Annotated in this window: 23 protein-coding genes and 1 tRNA gene; 5 read left to right on the top strand and 19 right to left on the bottom strand. The window is 40.2% G+C overall.

What is annotated here, in order from left to right; all coding sequences use genetic code 11:
* Window positions 1-27: 27 nt before the first annotated feature.
* Entirely contained in the window at window positions 28-918 is an 891-nt protein-coding gene (gene era / locus LA313_RS08710) for a GTPase Era (RefSeq protein WP_228914296.1), read from the bottom strand.
* A gap of 188 nt (window positions 919-1,106) precedes the next feature.
* Here era and LA313_RS08705 point away from each other — a divergent pair, with 188 nt between their 5' ends.
* Entirely contained in the window at window positions 1,107-1,616 is a 510-nt protein-coding gene (locus LA313_RS08705) for a hypothetical protein (protein WP_228914295.1), read from the top strand.
* Between the two features lie 70 nt (window positions 1,617-1,686).
* Here LA313_RS08705 and LA313_RS08700 read toward each other — a convergent pair whose 3' ends face one another.
* Window positions 1,687-2,313 carry a DUF4403 family protein gene (locus tag LA313_RS08700; protein ID WP_228914294.1) on the bottom strand — a complete coding sequence of 209 codons (627 nt, stop codon included), beginning with the start codon at window positions 2,311-2,313 and terminating at the stop codon, window positions 1,687-1,689.
* A 137-nt stretch (window positions 2,314-2,450) separates the two neighbouring features.
* On the opposite strand from LA313_RS08700, the gene LA313_RS08695 reads away from it, so the two are divergent.
* On the top strand, window positions 2,451-2,966 hold the full coding sequence (locus LA313_RS08695) for a gamma carbonic anhydrase family protein (RefSeq protein ID WP_228914293.1): 516 nt from the start codon (window positions 2,451-2,453) through the stop codon (window positions 2,964-2,966).
* A 7-nt stretch (window positions 2,967-2,973) separates the two neighbouring features.
* Here the strand turns inward: LA313_RS08695 and LA313_RS16355 are convergent, their stop codons facing one another.
* On the bottom strand, window positions 2,974-3,099 hold the full coding sequence (locus tag LA313_RS16355) for a hypothetical protein (RefSeq protein WP_255702490.1): 126 nt from the start codon (window positions 3,097-3,099) through the stop codon (window positions 2,974-2,976).
* Window positions 3,100-3,477: 378 nt separating this feature from the next.
* On the opposite strand from LA313_RS16355, the gene LA313_RS08690 reads away from it, so the two are divergent.
* Window positions 3,478-4,143, top strand: coding sequence for a hypothetical protein (locus tag LA313_RS08690; RefSeq protein ID WP_228914292.1), 666 nt, complete (start codon window positions 3,478-3,480; stop codon window positions 4,141-4,143).
* Here LA313_RS08690 and LA313_RS08685 read toward each other — a convergent pair.
* From LA313_RS08685 to LA313_RS08645, 9 genes are all read right to left on the bottom strand, one after another.
* Window positions 4,140-5,423 (bottom strand): dicarboxylate/amino acid:cation symporter, encoded by a 1,284-nt coding sequence (locus tag LA313_RS08685; RefSeq protein WP_228914291.1) that lies wholly within the window; start codon window positions 5,421-5,423, stop codon window positions 4,140-4,142. The two genes, LA313_RS08690 and LA313_RS08685, sit on opposite strands and share 4 nt — an antisense overlap.
* A gap of 67 nt (window positions 5,424-5,490) precedes the next feature.
* Window positions 5,491-6,447 (bottom strand): calcium/sodium antiporter, encoded by a 957-nt coding sequence (locus tag LA313_RS08680; RefSeq protein ID WP_228914290.1) that lies wholly within the window; start codon window positions 6,445-6,447, stop codon window positions 5,491-5,493.
* A 95-nt stretch (window positions 6,448-6,542) separates the two neighbouring features.
* Window positions 6,543-7,046 (bottom strand): hypothetical protein, encoded by a 504-nt coding sequence (locus tag LA313_RS08675; protein WP_228914289.1) that lies wholly within the window; start codon window positions 7,044-7,046, stop codon window positions 6,543-6,545.
* 107 nt (window positions 7,047-7,153) lie between these two features.
* Complete coding sequence (locus LA313_RS08670; protein ID WP_228914288.1) at window positions 7,154-7,495, bottom strand: hypothetical protein; 342 nt, start codon at window positions 7,493-7,495, stop codon at window positions 7,154-7,156.
* Between the two features lie 147 nt (window positions 7,496-7,642).
* A complete protein-coding gene (locus LA313_RS08665; protein WP_228914287.1) occupies window positions 7,643-8,086 on the bottom strand; it encodes a hypothetical protein in 444 nt (147 codons plus the stop codon).
* 737 nt (window positions 8,087-8,823) lie between these two features.
* Window positions 8,824-8,896 (bottom strand) — tRNA-Met (locus tag LA313_RS08660).
* Window positions 8,897-8,952: 56 nt separating this feature from the next.
* Window positions 8,953-9,306, bottom strand: a complete 354-nt coding sequence (locus LA313_RS08655) for a SpoIIAA family protein (RefSeq protein WP_228914286.1) — start codon at window positions 9,304-9,306, stop codon at window positions 8,953-8,955.
* Window positions 9,307-9,381: 75 nt separating this feature from the next.
* Complete coding sequence (locus tag LA313_RS08650; RefSeq protein WP_228914285.1) at window positions 9,382-9,564, bottom strand: CPXCG motif-containing cysteine-rich protein; 183 nt, start codon at window positions 9,562-9,564, stop codon at window positions 9,382-9,384.
* Between the two features lie 2 nt (window positions 9,565-9,566).
* Window positions 9,567-11,474 carry an ABC-F family ATP-binding cassette domain-containing protein gene (locus LA313_RS08645; RefSeq protein WP_228914284.1) on the bottom strand — a complete coding sequence of 636 codons (1,908 nt, stop codon included), beginning with the start codon at window positions 11,472-11,474 and terminating at the stop codon, window positions 9,567-9,569.
* 343 nt (window positions 11,475-11,817) lie between these two features.
* Between LA313_RS08645 and LA313_RS08640 the strand changes: the two genes are divergently transcribed.
* Window positions 11,818-12,204, top strand: a complete 387-nt coding sequence (locus tag LA313_RS08640; protein ID WP_228914283.1) for a DUF983 domain-containing protein — start codon at window positions 11,818-11,820, stop codon at window positions 12,202-12,204.
* Here LA313_RS08640 and LA313_RS08635 read toward each other — a convergent pair.
* From LA313_RS08635 to topA, 7 genes are all read right to left on the bottom strand, one after another.
* Window positions 12,201-13,259, bottom strand: a complete 1,059-nt coding sequence (locus LA313_RS08635; protein ID WP_228914282.1) for an NAD(P)/FAD-dependent oxidoreductase — start codon at window positions 13,257-13,259, stop codon at window positions 12,201-12,203. The two genes, LA313_RS08640 and LA313_RS08635, sit on opposite strands and share 4 nt — an antisense overlap.
* Window positions 13,260-13,331: 72 nt before the next feature.
* Entirely contained in the window at window positions 13,332-14,225 is an 894-nt protein-coding gene (gene porN, locus LA313_RS08630; protein WP_228914281.1) for a type IX secretion system ring subunit PorN/GldN, read from the bottom strand.
* Between the two features lie 11 nt (window positions 14,226-14,236).
* Complete coding sequence (porM, locus tag LA313_RS08625; protein WP_228914280.1) at window positions 14,237-15,781, bottom strand: type IX secretion system motor protein PorM/GldM; 1,545 nt, start codon at window positions 15,779-15,781, stop codon at window positions 14,237-14,239.
* A 48-nt stretch (window positions 15,782-15,829) separates the two neighbouring features.
* Window positions 15,830-16,474, bottom strand: a complete 645-nt coding sequence (gene porL / locus LA313_RS08620; RefSeq protein WP_228914279.1) for a type IX secretion system motor protein PorL/GldL — start codon at window positions 16,472-16,474, stop codon at window positions 15,830-15,832.
* A 55-nt stretch (window positions 16,475-16,529) separates the two neighbouring features.
* A complete protein-coding gene (gene porK / locus LA313_RS08615; protein WP_228914278.1) occupies window positions 16,530-17,885 on the bottom strand; it encodes a T9SS ring complex lipoprotein PorK/GldK in 1,356 nt (451 codons plus the stop codon).
* A gap of 112 nt (window positions 17,886-17,997) precedes the next feature.
* Window positions 17,998-19,152 carry a formimidoylglutamase gene (locus LA313_RS08610; protein ID WP_228914277.1) on the bottom strand — a complete coding sequence of 385 codons (1,155 nt, stop codon included), beginning with the start codon at window positions 19,150-19,152 and terminating at the stop codon, window positions 17,998-18,000.
* Window positions 19,153-19,155: 3 nt separating this feature from the next.
* Entirely contained in the window at window positions 19,156-21,699 is a 2,544-nt protein-coding gene (topA, locus tag LA313_RS08605; RefSeq protein ID WP_228914276.1) for a type I DNA topoisomerase, read from the bottom strand.
* Window positions 21,700-21,875: 176 nt separating this feature from the next.
* Here topA and miaB point away from each other — a divergent pair, with 176 nt between their 5' ends.
* Complete coding sequence (gene miaB / locus LA313_RS08600; protein ID WP_228914275.1) at window positions 21,876-23,321, top strand: tRNA (N6-isopentenyl adenosine(37)-C2)-methylthiotransferase MiaB; 1,446 nt, start codon at window positions 21,876-21,878, stop codon at window positions 23,319-23,321.
* Window positions 23,322-23,400 lie beyond the last annotated feature (79 nt).

The following is a 23,400-nucleotide window of genomic DNA, read 5'->3' as shown; positions in this document are numbered from 1 at the left end:
ACCTTTGCTACCAACAGAATTTAAAATTTACTTCTTATCCCCTGAATAACCAAAGCGACGCAACTGTTTTGAATCACTTCTCCAGTTCTTGTTCACCTTCACATATAATTCAAGGTGCACCTGTTTTCCAAAGAATTTTTCAAGATCCTTGCGCGCCTCTACTCCCACTCTTTTTAATGCGGCGCCTTTATGGCCAATAATAATTCCTTTTTGGGTTTCCCTTTCGACCATGATCACACTACGCATACGAATGATCTCTTCCTCTTCAAAAAACTCTTCTGTATCGATCTCCACGCTGTAAGGAATTTCCTTTTTGTAGTGCATAAGGATCTTTTCCCTTACGATCTCATTGACAAAAAAGCGTTCGGGCTTATCTGTAAGTGTATCTTTTGGATAGAACGGAGGCGACTCCGGTAAAAGTTCCACAATTCTATTGAAAACCTGCGGCACATTGAAACCTTCCAGTGCAGAAACAGGAAATATTTCGGCATTCGGAACTTTTTCCTGCCAAAGCTGGACTTGCTCTTCAAGTTGTTGCTGGTTCGATTTATCTATTTTATTCAGAAGTAATAAAACAGGGATTTCTGAATGGATAATCTTGTTGAAAAAGGATTCATCTTTAAGTTCCTGTTCTCCAATCTCCACCATATAGATCAAAACATCTGCATCTTCAAAAGCAGATTTGACGAAATCCATCATCGACTCCTGAAGTTGATAGGCGGGTTTTATAATACCGGGGGTGTCGCTTAGGATGACCTGGAAGTCTTCTCCATTTACGATACCAAGAATGCGGTGCCGGGTGGTTTGCGCCTTGGAAGTAATGATACTTAATTTCTCCCCCACAAAGGCGTTCATTAGGGTAGATTTCCCAACGTTAGGGTTACCTATTATATTTACAAATCCTGCTTTATGCGCCATAATTCAATTTTTCTTTACAAAGATACTCATTTATAACAGCAGGAAACCTGTATATGATTTCCGGTCATTGTATAGAGTAGCATTTTTAATCTGCACTTTCCTCTCTAAATCCTTTTAACAGATAATTATAACTAGTAGAGGTTCGCTTTTGTATTTTTGAAGGGATTAACCAGCAAAAAGAAAATATAATGAAAAAATTTATGATTTTAATTTTTACCATGGGACTTTTAGCTTCTTGTGGTGACAATGAAAAAGAAAACTTATCCAAAGAGTTTGATGAATTGATGGCACAGAACGATAGTATTTCACAAGTACATACAGAGTTCCAGGCCACACATCAAAGAATGCAACAGAGCCACAATGAGCTTATACAGCAGCTGGACACTATGCAGGTTTCAGATTCTACCTATTATGATCAAATGGCGCAGAATGAAGTTATCCTTAAAAAGCATGAAGGCTTGTTAGCCGGTCATGAAGAATTAATGCAAGGCCATCAAGACCTTAAAGATAACTTCGGAAACCTGAGTAGTTCAGAAATGAAAGCCCAGATCTCCAAAATGAAAGAGGTGCATCAAACCATAATGGATGAACATAGCACCATGCGGAGTGAACATGAAGAAATGATGAATAAGCACGACGAAATTCGTAAAAATCTTATTGACAGCAACAGGGAAGTTGAACAGCAGCCCTCAGCTTAGGAAAAATAAATCCCGAAATGTTATTTATTCCCATAGCACTTGAAAAAGGTGTTATGGGAATTTTTTTGTTTTAAATATCAATGCTGTTAATATTCAAAACGTTATTCCCCAATACCTGAACGGAAACAAGTAAAGTTCTCTGGCCCGGAATAATATCCTGAACTCTGAATTCATTAATCTTCCCGGTAATATTCACCCCCTCTGTAACCTGCAGTGCACCGGTAAGTTTTTCATTAAGTTTCTCTAATTTTTTAGAAACTATTGGGCCAATGTCAAATTTCATTTTCTCTTTAAACCTTGAGTATAAGAAGTTATTGATAAGCATTTCGACAAGGTTATTTATTACCCAACCATTGTTTTCACTCTCAACTTTAAATCGTCTAATTAGTAATTCCTGCTCTGCTTCCTGAAATCCCAAAGAAAGGTGTGCAACAGCAGAAATTTCCCTGTTCTTAAAAAAGGTAGTGAGCAGCCTTAACTGCACATGTACTGCAAGATCAAAGTCTTCTAAATGGCTTCTTTCAAGGTTAATCTTTTGTATTCGGGCATGGTCGGCGGTTTGGCCATTTGCTTTTCCCTTACTTAAGACTTTTCCAAGTAATTTCTTCTGAAGATAGGTTTCCAGCACCTTATAATTGATTTTCACAGGTAGGCGCAGGATCACATTATACTTATTTTCAGGACTTTTTTCCTCCATAATTTCTGGTTACTTAAAGTTAAAAGATAGTCATTTTTGTTTTTCCAGTCAACTCCATCTGGAAGGACTAAAATTTGTCACAGAACAAGGAAAGGCACCGTACCTTTTGTATTTTTACAGAACAAAAAAATATTCTTATGCCTCTTATCCTTCCCGTAGAAGATAAAAATCCTCAAATAGGCGATAATTGCTTTATTGCCGAAAATGCAACAATAGTAGGAGATGTTGTTATTGGAAAAAATTGTTCAATTTGGTTTACAGCCGTAGTACGGGGGGATGTAAATTCCATCCACATAGGAGACCGAACAAACATCCAGGATGGAGCTGTTATACACTGCACTTATAAAAAAGCAGCTACCGGTATAGGAAATGATGTTTCAATTGGACATAGAGCAATAGTTCATGGCTGCAGTATAAAAGACAGGGCCTTGGTGGGAATGGGAGCAATTGTGATGGATGATGTAGTAGTTGAGGAAGACTGCATTATTGCTGCAGGAGCTGTGGTTCTGGAAAAAACAATTTGTGAGGCGGGCCATATTTACGCAGGAATTCCTGCAAAAAAGATTAAAAAATTATCTGAAGCCCAGATTGCAAACCTTAAGAAAACTGCTGCGAACTATATCATGTATAGCAAATGGTTTCGGGAAGAATAGCTAGTTTTCAAAAGAACCACAATCTGTGAAGGGAAAGAATAAGGACTATTCCTGCCACAGCCGCCAGCACAAAAAGTCCAATACAGGGAACATCGGAGTTTTTAATAAGCTTTATGATATCTTTTTTAGACATAGATCCTTTTTCTCCTCTATCTGCAAATTGGATGCCATTTCGCACGGTATGTTGAAAATAATTTTTCAACCATCTTTGGTAATTGTTTGAAAACTAAAACTTTACTTCAAGCATAAAATTATTTAGGGAAAGTTATCTTACTTTATATTTTTTATAACCTTAACAAATGATACCCGAGGGCTTTTCATTGTCGAACTACAGCATAATCTTAATTTAAGAGTTCATCACAGGCACGAAAATTTGTAACACGCGACAAACCACCGCTAGCCTTCCTTAATTATTTGTATTTAAGCTTTAAGCTCCCCGGAGAAAATTTGCTTTGTATATGGCTTCGAACTAATTAAAGCATATATTGTATTAAAATTCCCACTTTATCGAATGAAGATAAATTCAGACTTTGTTTGGGCTATAATCCTTTTAGGATTAGCGGCAGCTGCTTTTCTCCTGGGCATGAAAAAAGGAAGTATCAACGCCGAAGATCAACTGAAGAAAAGACTTGAAGAAATTACAATCCTCGAAAACAAGAATCAGCAGCTTTCAGAAGAGCTTAGATCCCGGGGTGTCTATAGTTATCCCCAGGCAAATATTATTTCAAAGACGCAGGATTCTATTGCCATGGTACTCATCACCCTCAATGGAAAAGATCCTATTCAAAATCTCAAAGTAAGAAGAAAGGTTCATTATGACTATTCTTTCTCTGAGGATTCAGCATCCAGCCAGAATGGAAAATTCACAGATCTTGGAACTCTAAAACCTCATAATCCCTCAGCCTTTGAAATACCATTGCCAGGCAAAGAAGCAGCTGTTCAGCTTGAGTATGAGGCAAACAGAAAAAAATGGCATCAATATATCTGGCTCAGGAAACCGGGAAATGGAACGATCAAATCCTTTTGGGTGATCACCAATCAGAATTCTGTGATTATAGACCGTCATATTGATCCGGGTTTTCCTACAAATAAACAGGGAGAGGTAGTTCTTTCAAAAGACAGGAGTATTAACTACGCAGACCTGGAAATGAATTCCCTATTCTCTCCAAAAGGTTAAACCTGCACTTCCTCCAGTTCGGCTGTAGCAAATTTTCCCCTGGAAACAACAGCTTTTGCCACTAAGCTGGAAACTGCGGCATCTCCGGAGACATTCACAACGGTCCTGCACATATCCAAAGGCCTGTCAATTCCAAAGATCAAAGCCAATCCTGCCTCGGGTATTCCTGCCTGAGCAAGAACTATTACCAGCATTACCATTCCTGCTCCCGGTACTGCTGCCGATCCTATTGAGGCAAGCGTAGCAGTTAGAATAATTCCTAATTGAGTTCCCAAAGATAGATCGAGTCCAAATGCCTGAGCTATAAAGACTGCTGCTACTGCCTGGTAGAGACTGGTACCATCCATGTTTATGGTCGCCCCAACCGGAAGAACAAAACTTGCTATTTCTTTTGGCACCCCCAGGTGTTCGGTTACCCTTTCCATAGTTACAGGAAGAGTTGCAGCACTGGAACTTGTCGAGAAGGCCAGTAATTGAGCAGGAGCTATTCCCTTAAAAAAAGAAAGTGGGGATCTTCGGGTAAAGAAATAAACCATTAAGCCATACACGCCAATCATTAAGAGCAATCCAAGAATAACAGTGAAGGCATACATACCAAGGGCGGCAAATAGGTCAAGGCTGGGGGAATCAATCACCAGAGTCGCCAAGAGAGCAAAAACACCAACAGGCGCAGCCATCATGATGATATCGATCATTTTAAGAATTACCTCGTTGAAACCATCAAAGAATTCCTTAACCGGTTTTGCCGTATCCCCGGGAATAAGAATTAATCCCACTCCTACCATTAGGGCAAAGAAGATCACCTGAAGCATATTTCTGTTATCTGCAGCTGCTCCCATAAAATTTTCGGGCACTATATCCACTATTCCCTGGAGCGGACCGGTCTCCTGCTGTACAACAGCTTTAGAAATATTTGTAGAAGCCTCGGTTTCATAACTTGAAAGGAGGTCCAGTCTTGTCTCTTCAGAAATCGAAGCACCGGGTTTAATGAGGTTTACCAGAAGAAGACCTATACAAACTGCCACTATAGTGGTGAGAACAAAAGTAAAGACCGTTCGGAATCCCATTTTTGAAAGGTTAGAAAGGTCTTTCAGATCGGAGACACCTTTGATCAGCGAAGCCAGGATTAGAGGAACAGCAATTAGCTTCAGTGCATTTATAAATATACTACCGAAAGGTTTAATCCAATCCCGGACAAAAGAGGGACCCCATTCAAACTGCGCCAACGCCAGACCCAGAAATACACCCAGACTCATTCCAATAAGAATCTTCCAGTGCATTGGGATATTTTTTTTATCCATGACTTCAGAAGTTGTTTATATTAAAGACCTGCCTTATCCACAGATTTCATATCTCTTTAAGAACAAGGTAGGTGGTGTAGACCAGATAAATCAGGAGCAAAACACCTGCTTCCCATCTTTCGAGCCTTCTCTTTCCACCAAGAAACATGAATAGAAACAAAAGAGCCGTTCCTCCAAACAGGAGAAACAAGTCGTTGTTAAAAACGGCATTGTATCCAATAGGTCTTACCAGAGCACTTAATCCCAGAATGAAGAAAATATTAAAAATGTTGGAGCCAATAATGTTACCTACTGCAATATCATTGTTCTTCTTAAAGGCCGCAATAACAGAAGTTGCTAACTCGGGCAAAGAAGTACCGGCGGCAACAATGGTAATACCAATGATCTTTTCACTCACCCCAAGAGTTCCAGCAATTTGCATAGCACTTTCAACCACCAGCCTTCCTCCCAGGATTAAACCTGCAAGTCCAAGAATAATAAACCCGAAGATTCTGGTATTTGACTTTTCCTTTTCTAAACCCGGAGAGGCTGAAGGGACATCTTTTAATTGCTTATAGACATAAAAAAGAAAAGCCAGAAAGAATGAAATCAGAACCAAAGCGTCCCACCTGCTCAAAGAACCTTCCTGATCTACAAAAAAATTATTGACCAGAAAAAAAAGCACTACTGCAGCAAGTAAGGAAATTGGAATCTCTTTCCACACAGTAGTTTGCTGTACCAATAAAGGAGAGATCAATCCTGCCACTCCCAGAATAAAGAGAAGGTTGAAATTATTACTTCCTATCACGTTGGCAAAAACAATCTCCTCGTGCCCCTGATAGGCCGCAACGGCATTCACCACCAACTCGGGGGCCGAAGTTCCAAAAGCCACTATGGTAAGACCAATGGCAAGATCGGATATCTTTTTCTTACGGGCGAAGGCAGAGGAATTTTCCACAAGCCAACCGGCACCTTTGATCAACAATAAGAGACCGGCAATGAGAAGTAAACTTTGAAGTATCATTAAATATGAGAAAAATATTTAGTTAAAATGAATAAAGGAAAAAGGGGAATTTGGGAAGAGACAGTGAAGATTGTCTCTTCCCGGATTTTTTGCGGCTATGCTGCAGAATTAATGGTAGGGCGAAAAACTATTAAGGAATTTATTGTGTTATTCCATTTCTCTGCATGTTTCAACTCATAATCCTGAGTGTAAGTCTCTTCACAGTCGTACAATCTTATGATTCTGAAGGAACCGTCATACAACTTCAACTGCAGATCTATCTTTTGAAGGATCTGTTCGTTCCTTTGTTCAATTCTTACAGTCTGCACCTCCTGGAGCACTTCACATGCCCGCACTTCCCGAAGGTCTATAACTTCTGTCAACAATCCGGTTCTTCTCTTTTGTACCAGTAGAAGAGTTGTTTTTTCTTTATCCAATCCTATTATATTATTATTCCACTTATCCTTCTCGTCAAGCCGAAGACGAAGTTTCCGGGTCTCTTCTAAAAATGTATTTTTCAAATTACGTTCTTCTCTTTTCCCGATAAGGATAAAAATAAGATATGGTACAAACACTAATGCCAGCATGGCAAAATCCACAATCAATATATCAAGTTTCATATAAGTTTAATCATTAAGTTTCAGGTAACAAATTTTAGTGTCTATTCTAAAAGGACGACACAAGTGATGGTACTAAGCACCAATACACAAATTTTTGGACTGAAACCCTAGAGAAAAATATGAAACGGGAAAATTACTTCCTTTACTCCCAAACCAGGAATAATGTAACGGGAGCGCTTAATGTAATTAAGGGAAGTAAAAGTATGGTTAAGGATATGAGCTTCAAAATCACTTCCTGTACTATAACCACCGCTTGAAAAAAGGAGGTTTTTGTGGGTAGGGAGTATAGAATCAAACAAAGAAGTGATCTGCTCACCTATCAGGTCATAGCTTTCTGCCTTCTGCTCCTTTTCCTGTACCTGATTAACAGGAAGGTCTGAACTGGCCGAAAAAAGAGAGCAGGTGCTACCAAGAAGCATTAGCAAGAAGAGCTTTACTCTCAAATTCATAAAAGATGTTTTCAGCATTTTCATGATCAAATGTAATACATAGTTATGTTAAAAAAACATCGCTCGATCTACAGATGAATTTTTTTTTGGACGGTTTTCACTGGGTATCTTAAGGAATCGGATAAACTAAGCTGTGAAAGGAAATTTTTACTCAGCTGTACTGCTCACAAAAATGGTCGTTACATCACTTGTTTCCTGTATTTCATAAGTGGCACCTGTTATTTCTAATGCTGTAAGCTTAGTAGAAGTACAACCTCCACTACTCGATTCTTCCAGGGTGAATGCAAAAGTAAATTCTATTTCTTCAGCGATGGTAACGGTATAGGTATCAGATTTGGACTCCCAGCCCAAAAGGACATTAAAGACATTTCGCTCAGTCTCAAAACGGACGTCTACTCTTTCCTCTTCATTATTTTCTATTTGGAGTTGATTTGGATTGAATTCGTCTTCGAACAGATTCTCCCCTGTAGCTTCATCAATGACTTCAAAAGTTAATCCTACAGGACCCGTTTCACAAAGAATACCTTCATCAGACGAAGTACAGCCCGACAATAACACCATGATAAATAGAACACTTATTAAACTTTTCATTGTATAGACGTTTTATAAAAGTTTAAGATAGGCTTTTTCAGGGAAAAAAATTTAAACAAAAAAACACCTTGAAAAAAGGTGGTTTAGCCAGTATCGAGTAAATTTTATCACTATGAATAGCTTAAAGGCTATGATAGAAGACATTCTTTAAATTCAGGACAGAGAAGTGGTAAAATCAGCCAGGTGTGAATGACAAATAGGAGAAAAAAAATTATTCCTATTACCAAAGCGTGAATAATGTAATTAGATTCCCCTTCGGGTTTTATCCTTGGCCATAGCAACCCAAACACACCTGTTATAAAGAACCAAAATGGGAGACCAGAAAACAATACTAAAAACTGAAGGTTACAGTTATCGGATAGGAAAAGATACACCACATAACCAACAACAAAGGACAAAATAATCAATCCCCAATAAATTATCCTGGTCGTCCTGTTTAAAACTCTCATACCCAATAAATTTAATGCCATATTAAGGTACTGCTTATCACAACAACATTACCTGATAAATGTCATTTTGATATTTAAAAATTGGTTCACTCTCCAAAGGTGTTTTTCAAACTAATAAATAACATTTCACCTTCGTTTTCCTTACTGAGCTTCCAATGCAAGTAAATAGAAGGAAGACTCGAACCCATGCAACAATATTTAGGATTGATCCCCTTATTCTGTACTTATTCTGTACCCCATTGAAAAAAGACAAGGCTTCACATTTCTGTGAAGCCTTGTCTTTGCTAGTAGCGGGAACTGGACTCGAACCAGTGACCTTCGGGTTATGAGCCCGACGAGCTACCTACTGCTCTATCCCGCGATATTGGACTGCAAATATACAGTCAATTTTCATTTCTCCAAAGCTTTTTTTGAAAATTATTCCATCACCCAATTCATAGCCTTCATTCGCTCCTTTCTGTCAAAAGTTTTAACCTTGGCAGGAACTATAAGATCTTTAAAATCCATAGATTTTTGAAACAACTTATCGTCTGTAACCACTGCTATTTTATCGAGATCCTTTGAGTGAGAAAAATGAAAAGAAAGAATTTCCATAAAGCCTCCGAAAGAGGCACCGTCATCATTCTGGTCCTCGAGGTACAGACAAATAGGCGATATTTTCTTAATCCTTTGTTTTACTGCTGCTAAAATCTCCTCGATTTTCTCCTGATCAATTTCAGAATTGACCATAAAGCCAACAACGTTTTCAGCAAATTCAAAAGATTTTTCCACAGTCAGTTTTTTGTACAGTCTCCGAATTTAAAAAAAGTATCTTATAAACCCCTGAAATTTTTGAATTTATAAAGTTTATTGATCAATTCCGGCTACCTGAAAGCTGTTTAATTCTCCATCTTCAAATGAAACAGATACTTCTATCGGGTTACAGCAATTCTCACAATCTTCAATATATTTCTGTTCCCTTATTGAGGGATCCAGAAGCATGGAAATTTCCTCCCAGCAATATGGACATTGAAAGAAATGCTCAATCATAGCTATCCTTTTTCTTCAATAGAGAGCTGCACTTGCTCCCAATCTTTCATCAATTGGGACAGTTCTTTTTTCTTTTCCTGATAGGTATTTAAAAAGTCTTTTTGAGCAACGCTTTTCTCATAGTTGGCAGCAAGTTCAACATCTTTCGCTTTTATTTCTTTTTCAAGACGGGAGATCTTGCTTTCAATATTGCTCAATTTGTTATTAAGGGACTTTAGCTTTTTCTGGTTCTCGTAAGAATCTTTATTACTTTCCTTAGGTGCCTGCTTTTCAACATCTCTCTTCTCAACCTCCCGCATATCCACCAGTTTACGCTGGTCAAGGTAATAATCTATATCTCCCAGGTATTCTTTAATTTTATGATCCTTAAATTCATAGACCTTGTTTGTAAGCCCCTGCAGGAAATCCCTGTCGTGCGAAACCAGGATCAAAGTACCTTCAAAACTCTTTAAAGCATCTTTAAGAACATTCTTTGATTTAATATCCAGGTGGTTTGTTGGCTCATCCATCACGAGAACGTTAAAGGGCTGAAGCAGCATTTTTGCCAAAGCCAACCTGTTCCTCTCTCCTCCCGAAAGTACCCTCACATATTTATCGACTTCATCCCCCCGAAATAAAAAGGAACCCAGGATATCCCTCACCTTTGACCTGTTCTTTTCATTAGCAGCATCTATCATCGTGTCCAGGACAGTTTTTGAGCCATCAAGGTATTCGGCTTGATTCTGAGCAAAATATCCAATTTGAACATTGTGTCCCAGCTTAAGCTCTCCTTTATGGTCTAGCTCTCCAACTATAATTTTAGCAAGTGTGGACTTACCCTGCCCGTTTTGACCCACAAAAGCAGTCTTTGAATCCCGTTCAATAAGCAGGTCAATATTCTTAAGTACAGTTTTATGCCCGTAATTCTTGGAAATATGATGTGCTTCGATAACTACCTTCCCCGGAACTACCGAAACGGGGAATTTTAAATTCATGACCGAATTATCATCCTCGTCGACTTCAATACGATCGATCTTGTCAAGCTTTTTTATAAGAGACTGGGCCATGCTTGCCTTGGAAGCTTTAGCACGGAATTTCTCAATAAGTTTCTCTGTCTGCTGGATTTGTTTTTCCTGATTTTTTTGTGAAGCCAGTTGTTGCTCCCTTAATTCATTACGAAGCACCAGGTACTTGGAATATGGTTTATTGAAATCATAGATCCTACCCAATGAAATCTCAATCGTTCTGTTCGTCACATTGTCCAGGAACATCTTATCATGCGAAACAATAACTACAGCACCTGGATAATTATTTAAAAATCCTTCAAGCCAGATAATGGATTCGATATCGAGGTGGTTGGTAGGCTCATCCAGCAAAAGAATATCATTCTGCTGAAGCAGAAGCTTAGCCAGCTCTATTCTCATTCTCCAACCCCCTGAAAAGGTGTTGGTCAATTTGTTGAAATCTTCTCTTTTAAACCCAAGCCCCTGCAGGATCCTCTCGGTTTCTCCCTGATAACTATAGCCCCCATGGATCTCATATTGATGCTGCACATCATTGAGATCTACCATTAACTGGTGGTACTCGTCACTCTCATAGTCAGTACGCTCTGCCAGTTGATGATTAATTCCCTCAAGACGCTTTTCCAGTTCCTTTATTTCCTCAAAAGCTTCATAAGATTCTTCCAGTACAGTTCTTCCCTCAACGAAGTCAATATCCTGTTTAAGAAAACCAATCTTTAGATCCTTGTCGGCAGCAATTTGGCCGGTATCGGGTTCCATTTCCCCCGAAAGGATCTTGAGCATAGTGGATTTTCCGGCCCCGTTTTTTCCTATTAATCCCACCCTGTCACCGGCGCCAAGCCTAAAGGTGATCTCTTCAAATAAATATTCTCCACCAAAGGAGACCGATAAGTTGTGTATATTCAACATTCCACTGCAAAATTTTTGCAAAGATGCTCACTTTTTTCGGGGGAAAAAAATAACCTTTTAATTGCATCGGGTTAATTGAAAACCAGTTAAGAACCCAAATTTTTAACCTTCTGGCTCTATCTTCTTATCGGAAATTTTTAAAAGATGTTCCAATTTAAGATCTTGAAGGCAATTAGGAGGCGGGAAGATTAAATTCTGGTTGATCATTTAATTATTATTGACCCATCGCAAAGTAAGAGAAGAAAAATATGCGGTAAATCAGTCCTTTTTGACAACTCATTAATGACGGCCCTTCCCATAATTCAAAGAAGATTCTTAAATTTACAACAGATTACAGAATCTTATGGAATTCCTGAAAGGAAATAAATTATACAGCATATTCACCGGCACCTGTCCCGTGTGCCAGGAAGAAAGCATGTACAAAGAACAGAACCCTTACAAGATCTCTAAACTATTTGACATGCACGAGCGCTGCTCCAACTGCGGCACCAAATACAAAATGGAGCCTTCTTTCTTCTTTGGAGCCATGTATGTGAGTTATGCAGTGGGAATAGCTTTTGCAACTGCAGCTTTCGTGATCTCCTACTGGTTTCTGGGTCTTTCTCTACTCCCCACCTTCATCGCCATTGTAATTACCCTAATCCTGTTTTTACCGGTAATTGTACGCTGGAGCAGAAACATATGGGTGAATTTCTTTTTTTCTTATGACCCTAAAAAGGCAAAAAATTAAGCTTCTCTATACCATTTTTTGGAAAATCTTGAAATGTTGATCTCTGGATCCAGTGCTTCCCCTTCTTCAATATAGCTTAGAAGTTCCCGGGATATTGAAGGAGCTATGAGAATGCCCCGGCTTCCAAACCCATTACAGGTGTAGAGATTGCTGAATTTTGGATGCTGTCCCACCAGTGGCCTCCTGTCAATTGTAGAAGGTCTAAGTCCGGCAACCTGATCCACCACTTCAAAATCTATTTTAATAAGGTCTTTCAGTTTTTTAATTAGTTCCTCCCGTGCTGCTGTAGTAGGTCCGGGTGTTTTGTCGCTGTTACTGTAAGTCGCACCTACAGCATAATGATCATCCCCCGCAGGAAAAATGAAGATAGAGGATTTCACCCCTACTTCAAGATCGAGCCCGGGTGCTTTTATAATAATGTATTCTCCTTTGTTCCCTCTTAACGGAAGATAGTTGAAAAATGGATTATTTTTTAGTCCGAAACCTTCACAAAAAATGACATTTTTGGCACTTAGATTTTTGTACCTGACGCCTGAAGAGTCAATTTCCAACTTATCGTAATCAAAAGTCTCCTTTATAAAAGATCCTTTTTCCTGTAGATATTCCGCATAAGATTCCAGAAGATAACGTGGATCGATGCGGGATGTTCCAAGGACTTTTCCGAAAGAAAATTGTCCGGGAATATGTTTATTGAGGTTCGAAACAAGATTGGTGTCGAGATATGGAGCCAATTTAGGCTTATCGGCTGCAGTAAACCAGTCGTTCTGCTCCTCAATCGAAGAAAACCGCCTGTAGACCTCTAAAGGTCCTAAAAAGGTCTTTCCCAAAGTCTCTTCCATGTCCCTGTAAAACCTGTAGGCAATGTCCAGCTGTTCATCGGCCTTCCATGCCATGGTGAAACGCTTCAGGATGACAGGATTCATGAATCCGCCGGCTACTTTTGAGGCTTCCTGGCTTTCGTCATCAAAAACAACAAAGGATTTTCCGCTTTTTTCGAGCCTGTAAGCAAGACAGCTTCCGCTAAGACCTGCGCCAACAATTATAAAGTCTTTCATACCGCAAAATTAGGTATAAAAAAACGCCTTTCTGAGAGGAAAGGCGCTTAAATATATTACTTCAGGATGGATTTAGTAATTCCACATATCCTGTTCAAAATTTCTTATTTGTTCCTTTATACGTTCAGATTCGAGCAACTGCATAAAAGCATTGTTATTAATGTAATCATCAACCTGTCGGTCCCCCTGCACGTTATCTTCAGCATAGATCACTGCATTAAATCTTCTTGCATTGAGCAAGTGGTCAAAAGAAACAGGATTTGAAGTGTTTTGAGGATTAAAAGCGTAAGCCTCATTTAAGACTTCCCTTGCTCCTGGAAACCAAACCCAGAACAATTCCACTAGAGCCGAGGCTCCACCCTGATCAATAAAGTTAACATCGGGCGCAACAGGTGCAATTCCGAGTAACCTGTATTTAAGTTCGGCCTGGCGTTTATCAAAATACCAGTATCCACGAATGTGATACTCAGCAATATCGGCAGAGGAAATGTCCCTGCGGCTAATGAACTGTGGGTCGATTTCCTCCCCTGCATTATACTGTTCAATACCAAGATCTGTAGTATCTACCTTAGACAAGGCAGCCTGTATATCATCTAGGGTACGCTTGTCATTAAAATAGGAGTCGGCATAGATATTTTTGATCTTTCCGCTTTTAATGCCGGCAACCAATACATCATAAAGTGATCTTCTTGAACTCCCAATTTGGTTAGTATCTATGGGATAATACAATGGAAAATTCACCCTTTCATCTAGGTCTATGACCTCCCAGGTGGATTTTGCCCACAGTACATCCCTGTCATCCACATATCCATATTCCAAAGGATCGTTCTTTCCATAAGTAACGTCTGCTTTGGTTGGACCTCCTATCTCGTCGGGGCTCTTAGCGTTTAAAAGATTAGTTTGACCCAAAGAGGTGCCCGAAACAAGCAATCCGCATAATCCTAACAATATTTGGTTCCACTTCATGTTCTAATGATTTAATTTGTTAATTCAACCAGTACCGGAGAAACCTGCTTCAGCTTATAGCCTGAACTACCGGCAAGTTGCGCTTCCACATCAAAGATCTGGATAGTCTCTCCTCTTCCTGCTCTTCTAAGAGCTGCAATGGCGCTTTGGTCAAGTTTTTGTCCTCTTACCTGAATTGTAGGCTGACCCGGCACACGGAATTTAAATCCTGTGACCCTTAGATCAACATCAAATTCGAAATCGGGAAGAGCTGCTCCAATGGTCGAAATTTCAAGGTTTTGACGCTGCATTCTCACAGTCCCGTCTTCCCCTCTTACAGTTCCAACAGGTCTCGGAATATCACGTACTCTAAATGTTTTACTGTCGCTAACTCTTTCTCCGCCTGGTAGCTCCCCACTAACGTTAATGGTCACTTCACGTGCCTGAAGGGTGGTTACATCCATAATGTAATTACCCGCACCACCAGTAGATCTTAAACCAGGTGCATTAGCTGAAACGTTTCCAACTCCAGGAATAGAAATAGTCATTGGGTTTGCAACCCCACGATATACGACATTCATTTTATCTGCAGAAATAACTGCTGAATTAGGCTTAGGTATAACACTATAACTTTGGTTCACAGGAATAGTTACAATAGAATCCCCTTCTTTAAACTGAAGCTGACCACTAATTTTCTGCTCTCCAACATTCCCTGCAGGGAATTCCAACTTCACTTGCCCGGCCTTGGTAGATTTTACATCCTGACCGTTAATGGTAACTTTATCAAATTGCAATGTATTATCTACACGTCCTAATACTACTGTACCTGTAAAGTTTTCACCACTAAAAAATGCAGTTTTATCTGGAATAACCAGAGCTTCATAATTTGTAAGGGAAACTTCACTTTGTAATTGACCAGAAAGCATTGCGGAAAGTGCATCGTTTTCTGCAGATTTTGCATCCCCTTGCATTTGAGTCAACTTTGTAAGGGAGGCAATTAATGGAAATCCTTCAAAGTTGTAAGCAAGCCACGGCCGTTTTACACCTTCTCCATCAACCACAGGTTCTGTACTAAATTCTCTTTTAACTTCAGCTGCGATTTGAGAGAACTCTTCTCCCAGCACATTTGCTACTCCTTCGCGGTATTTCTCTATTTCAGCAAGAAATTCCTTTCCGGCCTGACTTGGCTGACCACTTGAGAAAAGATACTCATCAAGTTTAGCAGACTGGTCCATTGCTTCATAGTCTTCCCGCTCTTCTCCTTCTATATCCTCAAGAGCTTTCTCTTTGAGATTGTCGATATAAGTAGTAAAATTGGTAGTAAGGGTATGGATTTGTTCTGCTTTTTCCTTTAAGGGAACATATTTTGCCGGTTGTTCTTCAGCTTTTGCTGCCAGCCCCGCCATAGCGGCGATATTTCTTTCGGTAACAGAAGCGTTTGATTCCGCAAGGCTCTCATTGATCATTCCAAAGGCTGTAAGTACTTCTTTGGACATGTTAAGAGCCATCATTGCGATGAAAACCAGATACATCAGGTTAATCATCTTCTGTCTTGGTGTTTGTTTTCCAGACGCCATTCTCTATCTTTAGTTTGTTCTATTAAATATTTATTCTGCAGTAAATGCTTAAGCTTTTACATGCATAGCAGAAAGCATTCCTCCATACACACTGTTAAGAGAAGAAAGGTTGGAAGCCAAAGATTCCATTTGCTCATTCAATCTGTTTGCATTTTCGGCTACTGCTTCATTAACTTCTGCCTGACGTCCGGCTGATTCCACCTGCACTTTATAAATACTGTTCAAGGACTCCAATTGGTTTGCTGCAAGGCTCATTTCTTCACTGTACTTCTTTTGAGAAGCCATAGCATCTACAGTAGGAGTGATATTTTTTGCGGCACCTTCGAAATTTCTAATACTTTCTCCCAGACTACTCATAAGTCCGGCATCGATTTTAGCCTCACGAAGGATCTCATCAAGTTTACGGGAAAGCATACCCTCAGTTTCCTGATCGGTAACTACCGCTTGATTGTTGCGTACAGTTGTTTCACCACCTGCAAGCTCCGGGTAGACGAGTGACCAGTCAACATCATCATCTACAGGCTCAAATGCAGAAACCGCAAATACCAGCGCTTCTACAATAAGACCGATAATAAGCATTTCGTTACCGAAGGGCCAGTGCATAATTTTAAAAAGTGCTCCCAGGATAACTACAGATGCACCTAAACCATACACCATGTTCATTAGTTTCTTACTTGACTTTGCTTGTGCCATAATAATTTAAAATTTAGTTCTTCTTTGTAAATAGGTTATGTGAAAATAGGGATTTTTATCTTGTTTGGTTGAGGGTAAGATCTGTCCCCATGTAATCCTGCACAGTTCTAAAGCCAATGTAGCTACGTGCAGAATCCGCATATTCGTAATCCCTTGAGCTCACCTGCAGGAAGTACGCTACATCTTTCCATGATCCCCCTCGAACTACTTTTCGCATGTTCGCCTCATCGTTTACAGAAGGGTTCATAGATGAAGAATACTCATAAGAAGCCGGATCATAAGATGAGAAAACCCATTCCCCAACATTACCGGCCATATTATAAAGCCCGTAATCGTTAGGTTCATAAGATTTTGCCTCAACTGTGTAAAGAGCCTGATCGGCTGCATAATCCCCTCTTAATGGTTTGAAGTTAGCCATAAAACAACCACGGTCATTCTTGGTATAAGGCCCACCCCAGGGATAAGTAGCAGATTCCAGACCACCACGGGCTGCGTATTCCCATTCTGCCTCTGTTGGCAGGCGGTAAGAATTCACATTATGCTTACCTCTTTCTTTTCGGTAAGAATTGTGGTAAAGCGTTCTCCATTGTGCAAAAGCACGGGCTTGTTTCCAGGAAACACCCACCACCGGATACTCTCCATAAGCGTCATGCCAGAAGTAATCATTGTGCATTGGCTCGTTATAGGAGTAATTAAAATCCTTGATCCAAACCGTTGTGTCGGGATAGATCTGGATCTCTTCAGTTTCAATAAAGTCGGCACGTCGTCCCGGTTCAGCTCTTGCTGCCGAGCTCACGTCCATCCAGGTATAACGAAATTTAAGATGGTTCACATCAAAAGAACGCTGCCCGTTGTATGCTTCTTCAATGGGAATATATAAGGTATCCATTACTTCGGCATAATACTCATCGGGATAGTCCCTGGTATCCCATATAATATCTACATCTTTATTAATCTTTCGACCTTCATAACCACCCATGCTATAGTAGTTATCGTACATATACTTCTCGTACGGAGTCATATCGGCTTCTTCGGTATCGGCAAAGGCAAATTCACCAATACCTCCAGTTCCCGGAGTTTCACCCATCTCTTCGGCAAAAATGGCCAATTTCATCCTGGTCACTGAATCTTTAACCCAGTTCACAAATTGTCGATACTCTGCATTTGTAATCTCGGTCTCGTCCATGTAAAAGGAACGAACTGTTACAGTTTTGGGCGGTGCATTCTTTAAACCGGCAATATCATCATCACTTTTACCCATGATGAACGCCCCACCGGGAATTAATGTCATTCCCAGGGGCTTTTCGGGATGCCATTTTTTTCCCTGCGCACCTACCAATTGCCCCTGATCACCGCGGCCACAAGAGGCCAAAACAGAAATTACAGCAATAAGCGAAATAAGTTTCCTCATAATATCTCTCAAAAGTTAGGACATAATAGCTCCAAGGCAGTAAACCTATTTATTTATTTTCTAATAAACAATTTATTTAGTCAAAATGCAGAAGCTACAAATGTTTATATCATTAAATTTCGTTTTTCCTTTTAGTTTTATACCACCTCTCAGGGATGATTTGATTGCAGGCATCCAAATAATCTCCTTGCGTGCAAGGTAATAACGTATGCCGTTTAAGTTTATTACTTACCGGGGAAATAAAAGGAATCTCTATCCACCAGCGACCACTCACGGGACTCTTGTAAAACACCAGTATTTCATCATCAATTGGCACCTGATATCTTATAAACTCTTTTTTTGAGGAAATAGTATTTTCATTCTTTCTGAAATTCACTCCCTCCACAAAATACCAAAGAATCTGTGCGATTAACATTCTGGATGCAGGAAAATTAAGTCGTGCAGTATACTCATATACACCAAATGAAGATACTTTATCACTTATACCGGCATATCTGGACAAAGCACAAATTTCCTTTCCATCAAAACCATTTGGCGATTTAAGCCGGTAGTTACCAAGGGCTCCTCCACTAATTGCACCAAGATCCAAACTTACAAGATTAGCATCCCTCATTACCGGTTCAATCACTGTAATATCCCCTGTAACTTCCCCAAGACGATAGGCATCGAAGAACAAACGATCCATCAATTCTATTTCATCCTGTGAATTAAAATACGTTTGATATCCCAGGCTGGAATAATTAAAGAGATTATATGGCTTGGTTACCACAATCTTTCCTACATATGAACGATTGCTAATAGGTTTATCAGCGTCTCCAAGATCAAATTTGGAATCAATATTCACCAGGTTTACCATTTGCTCAACCCCGTCATACGCCCTGTATTGCGCATATACTAAATCTTCACTCCCGCCTAAAATGACAGGAATGATCCCTTTTTTGAGACACACATTTACAGCAGACTGGACAGCAAAAAAAGTATCTTCAACAGTCTCCCCTTTTTGAATATCCCCCAGATCGGCCATTGGTAAATGCCAGTTGCCGGGGTACAGATTATAAAATTCCCTGCGAATGTCATCAAAGTTAAAAGGTTCCCCTGTTGGCTCTTCATCAAGACGATCTTCCAGAACACCAAAAAAGGCGATTTTCACCCCATCAAGATCGGGAAAAGCTTTATCCTCAAGATGAATTCTAAGGGAAGACCGCAGCTTATTTCCTGCAATTTCTGCAAGCTCTGCGTTAACCGGCGTAAAAAATTCCAGTTCCATAAATTACTTCTTTTTGGAGGTGGTTTTTTTACGGGTTGTTTTTTTGGCAGCTGTCTTTTTAGTACCTGTGGATTTTTTTGCCGCTTTTTTCTTTGGCGCCTTTTTTTCTATGATATCCTTCACTTCTTCAAGGCTAAGTTTGGCAGCATCAACAGTTTTAGGTAATTCAATTTTAGTCTTACCTTTTATAATATTAGACCGCCCCCACCTGGCTTTTTCAACCCTAATTCCTTCATCTTCCCAGTTATGGATCACCTTTTCGCGCTCCTTCTTGATCTTATCTTCGATTAGTTCTTCAATATCTTCTGCGGAAAGATTATCAAAATCATATTTTTTATTGACATTGATGAACATGTCGTTCCATTTAAGGAAGGGTCCAAAACGCCCGATACCTTTTTGTACCGGAAGGTCTTTATACTCATAAATAGGAGCATCGGCTTTTTCTTTTTCCTTGATCAACTCCAGCGCCCGCTCCATTGTCACTTCAATGGGATCCTCCCCCTTTTCAAGGGAAACGAATTTTTTTCCATACCTAACATATGGTCCAAAACGTCCATTGTTCACCTCCACTTTTTCTCCTTCATATTCCCCTAATTCCTTCGGAAGCTTGAACAGCTCCATAGCTTCTTCAAAAGTGACGGAATCAAGCGTTTGATCTGGTGAAAGGCTCGCGAATTTCGGTTTTTCCTCATCCTCAACAGAACCCATTTGTACCATAGGACCAAATTTCCCAAGGCGCACGCTTACAGGTTTTCCGGAAGTTGGATCTGTACCCAGAATTCTCTCCCCAACTTCTCTTTCGGCATTTTCGGCCACGTCCTGAACACGAGGATGAAAATCGCTGTAGAAATCCTTCATCATCTTTGTCCATTCCTCATTACCATCGGCTATATCATCAAAATCCTGTTCCACTTTAGCCGTAAAGTTATAGTCAAGAATACCCGAAAAATGGTTTACCAGGAAGTCATTCACCACCATTCCAACATCGGTTGGCACTAATTTTCCTTTATCGCTACCTACATTTTCTGTAAGTTTCTTTTCATTAATTTTTTCATTCTTCAGACTAATCTGAACATACTCCCGCTCGGTACCGTCAACAGATCCTTTTTCAATATAATTTCTGTTTTGAATAGTAGAAATTGTTGGCGCGTAAGTTGAAGGACGGCCAATTCCCAGCTCCTCCAGTTTCTTCACCAAAGAAGCTTCGGTATATCTGTAAGGTGGACGCGTAAACCTTTCGGTTGCGGTTATATATTCATTTTCAAGCTTTTCATTCACCCGCAATGCCGGTAGCATTCCTTCCTGCTCCTGTACTTCTTCATCTTCCTCATCTCTCCCCTCAAGATACACTTTAAGGAAACCATCAAATTTTAGCACCTCCCCGTTGGCAGTGAATTGCTTGTCATGCTTATCGGCCTCAATCTTAACGTTTGTACGTTCAAGTTGAGCCTCACTCATTTGGGAAGCGATCGCCCGTTTCCATATAAGTTCATACAACCTCTGCTCATCCCTGTCTGCCTTCACGCTATGCGCTGCAAAGTTGGTTGGCCTAATTGCTTCGTGTGCCTCCTGCGCCCCTTTTGTCTTTCCTTTAAACTGCCGGGTCTTGCTGTACTTTTCCCCATAGGCGTCTAAAATCTCTTTTTTGGCACCTTTTCTTGCATCGTCAGAAAGGTTGACGCTATCGGTTCTCATATAAGTAATATGTCCCGCCTCATAAAGACGCTGGGCCATGGTCATTGTCTTACTTACCGAAAAATATAATTTCCTGGCTGCTTCCTGCTGAAGCGTGGAAGTCGTAAATGGTGGAGCAGGTGATTTCTTTGCCGGTTTGGTAGTAAGATCGGCTACTTTAAAGTTTGCGCCAAGATTATCTGAAAGAAATTGTTCAGCTTCAGCTTTGGTGTCAAAATTCTTCGGAAGTTTCGCTTTAAAGGTCTTTCCTTCTTCATTAGTAAATTCGGCATCTATTCTAAAAGAGGCTTCAGCTTGAAAATTTTGAATTTCCCGCTCTCGCTCCACGATCAATCTCACAGAAACAGACTGCACCCTTCCGGCAGAAAGTCCGCCTTTAACCTTCCTCCACAATACGGGAGAAAGTTCGTAACCTACCAGCCTGTCTAAAACCCTACGGGCCTGCTGTGCGTTTACAAGATTATAATTGATCCCACGTGGATTCTCGATTGCTTTAAGAATAGCAGATTTGGTGATCTCATGGAATACAATTCTTTTGGTTTTATCCTTATCAAGTTTAAGCTCTTCGGCCAGGTGCCAGGCAATAGCCTCTCCCTCCCGGTCCTCATCACTCGCCAGCCAAACCATGTCGGCATTCTTTGCTAAGCTCTTGAGCTTCTTGACGACATCTTTTTTGTCGCGGGATACTATATATTTAGGAGTAAAATCACCCTCGGTATCCACCCCAAGTTCTTTGGTGGGAAGATCGGCAATATGACCAAAACTCGAGGCAACGATATAATCTTTGCCCAGAAATTTTTCAATGGTCTTAGCCTTTGCGGGGGACTCTACAATCACTAAATTCTTCGCCATAGTATCTTTTTTAGATTTGCAAAAGTATAGGAAATTTTAAACATCGCTTTTTTAATTTTCAAAAATGCATTTTTTTGGTCTTCAGAAAAGACATTATTTCCTCCTGTCACTTTGTCACTTCTCAACTAAAAACGTATCTTTGCGCGTTCAATTACCTAATGGCACTTTTTTGAAATATGGAGAAGATTATAGATGAAAAACAGCAGGGAAATGCACTGGTTATGGAGCCTAAGACCGGAAACGGGAAAAAGCTGATGATCGAGAGCTATGGCTGCCAGATGAACTTTAGCGACAGCGAGATCGTTGCGTCCATTCTCGCCAAAGAAGGCTTTGATACTACGCAGAGCCTTGAGGAAGCAGACCTTGTTCTTATTAATACCTGTTCAATACGAGATAAAGCAGAACAAACAGTTCGCAAGAGACTCGAAAAATATAACGCAGTAAAGAAAATTAATCCGGGAATGAAAGTGGGAGTTCTTGGCTGCATGGCCGAGCGCCTTAAAGCTAAATTCCTGGAAGAAGAAAAGATCGTTGACCTGGTTGTGGGACCCGATGCCTATAAAGACCTGCCAAACCTTATAAATGAAGTTGAGGAAGGAAGAAACGCAGTAAATGTTATTCTTTCCAAAGATGAAACTTACGGCGACATTTCCCCGGTGCGACTGCAAAGCAACGGCGTTTCGGCTTTTGTCTCTATCACCCGTGGTTGCGATAATATGTGCACCTTTTGCGTGGTTCCCTTCACAAGAGGAAGAGAGCGCAGCCGGGATCCACAGAGCATCATGGAAGAAGTAAATGATCTCGCAAAAAAAGGATTCAAGGAAATCACTCTTTTGGGACAGAATGTTGACAGCTATTTGTGGTACGGCGGCGGACTTAAAAAGGATTTTAAAAATGCTTCTGAAATGCAAATTGCGACCGCCACAAACTTCGCTGCACTTTTGCGAATGGTTGCCGAAGCACATCCTAAAATGAGAATTAGATTCTCCACCTCCAATCCGCAGGATATGACCCTGGACGTGATCGAGGCAATGGCGAATTATAGAAATATTTGTAATTACATCCACCTTCCTGTGCAAAGCGGAAGCGATAGGATCCTCAGGGAAATGAACCGACTTCATACCCGCGAGGAATATTTCACCCTAATAGATAACATCAAAAGATTAATTCCCGATGTAGCTATTTCCCAGGATATGATCACCGGCTTCCCTACAGAAACCGAAGAGGATCACCAGGACACGCTGTCATTAATGGAATATGTGAAATACGACTATGGTTTTATGTTCGCTTATTCTGAAAGACCTGGAACAATGGCGGCCAGAAAGCTTGAAGATGATGTACCCGAAGAAGTAAAGAAAAGAAGACTTACAGAAATTGTCAGCCTTCAGCGGGAACACAGCCTTTACAGAACGCAGCAGTTCGTTGGTAAAACGGTAGAAGTTTTGATCGAAAAAGAATCCAAAAAATCTGATGCTCATTGGAGCGGAAGAACTACCCAGAATACGGTTGCGGTTTTTCCAAAGAAGAACTACAAAGTAGGTGAATTTGTGAATGTGAAGATAGAAGCCTGTACCAGTGCTACGCTAATAGGAGAAGCAGTTGGGTATAGCGACAACAATTAGTGGTCATTGGGTTTAAGGTTTAAGGTTTAAGGTTTAAGGTTTAAGGTTTAAGGTTTAAGGTTTAAGTAAATTAAAATTC

This window comes from Salinimicrobium sediminilitoris (assembly GCF_020866905.1).
GTDB lineage: Bacteria > Bacteroidota > Bacteroidia > Flavobacteriales > Flavobacteriaceae > Salinimicrobium > Salinimicrobium sediminilitoris.
This window is presented reverse-complemented; position numbering and strand designations above follow the sequence as displayed.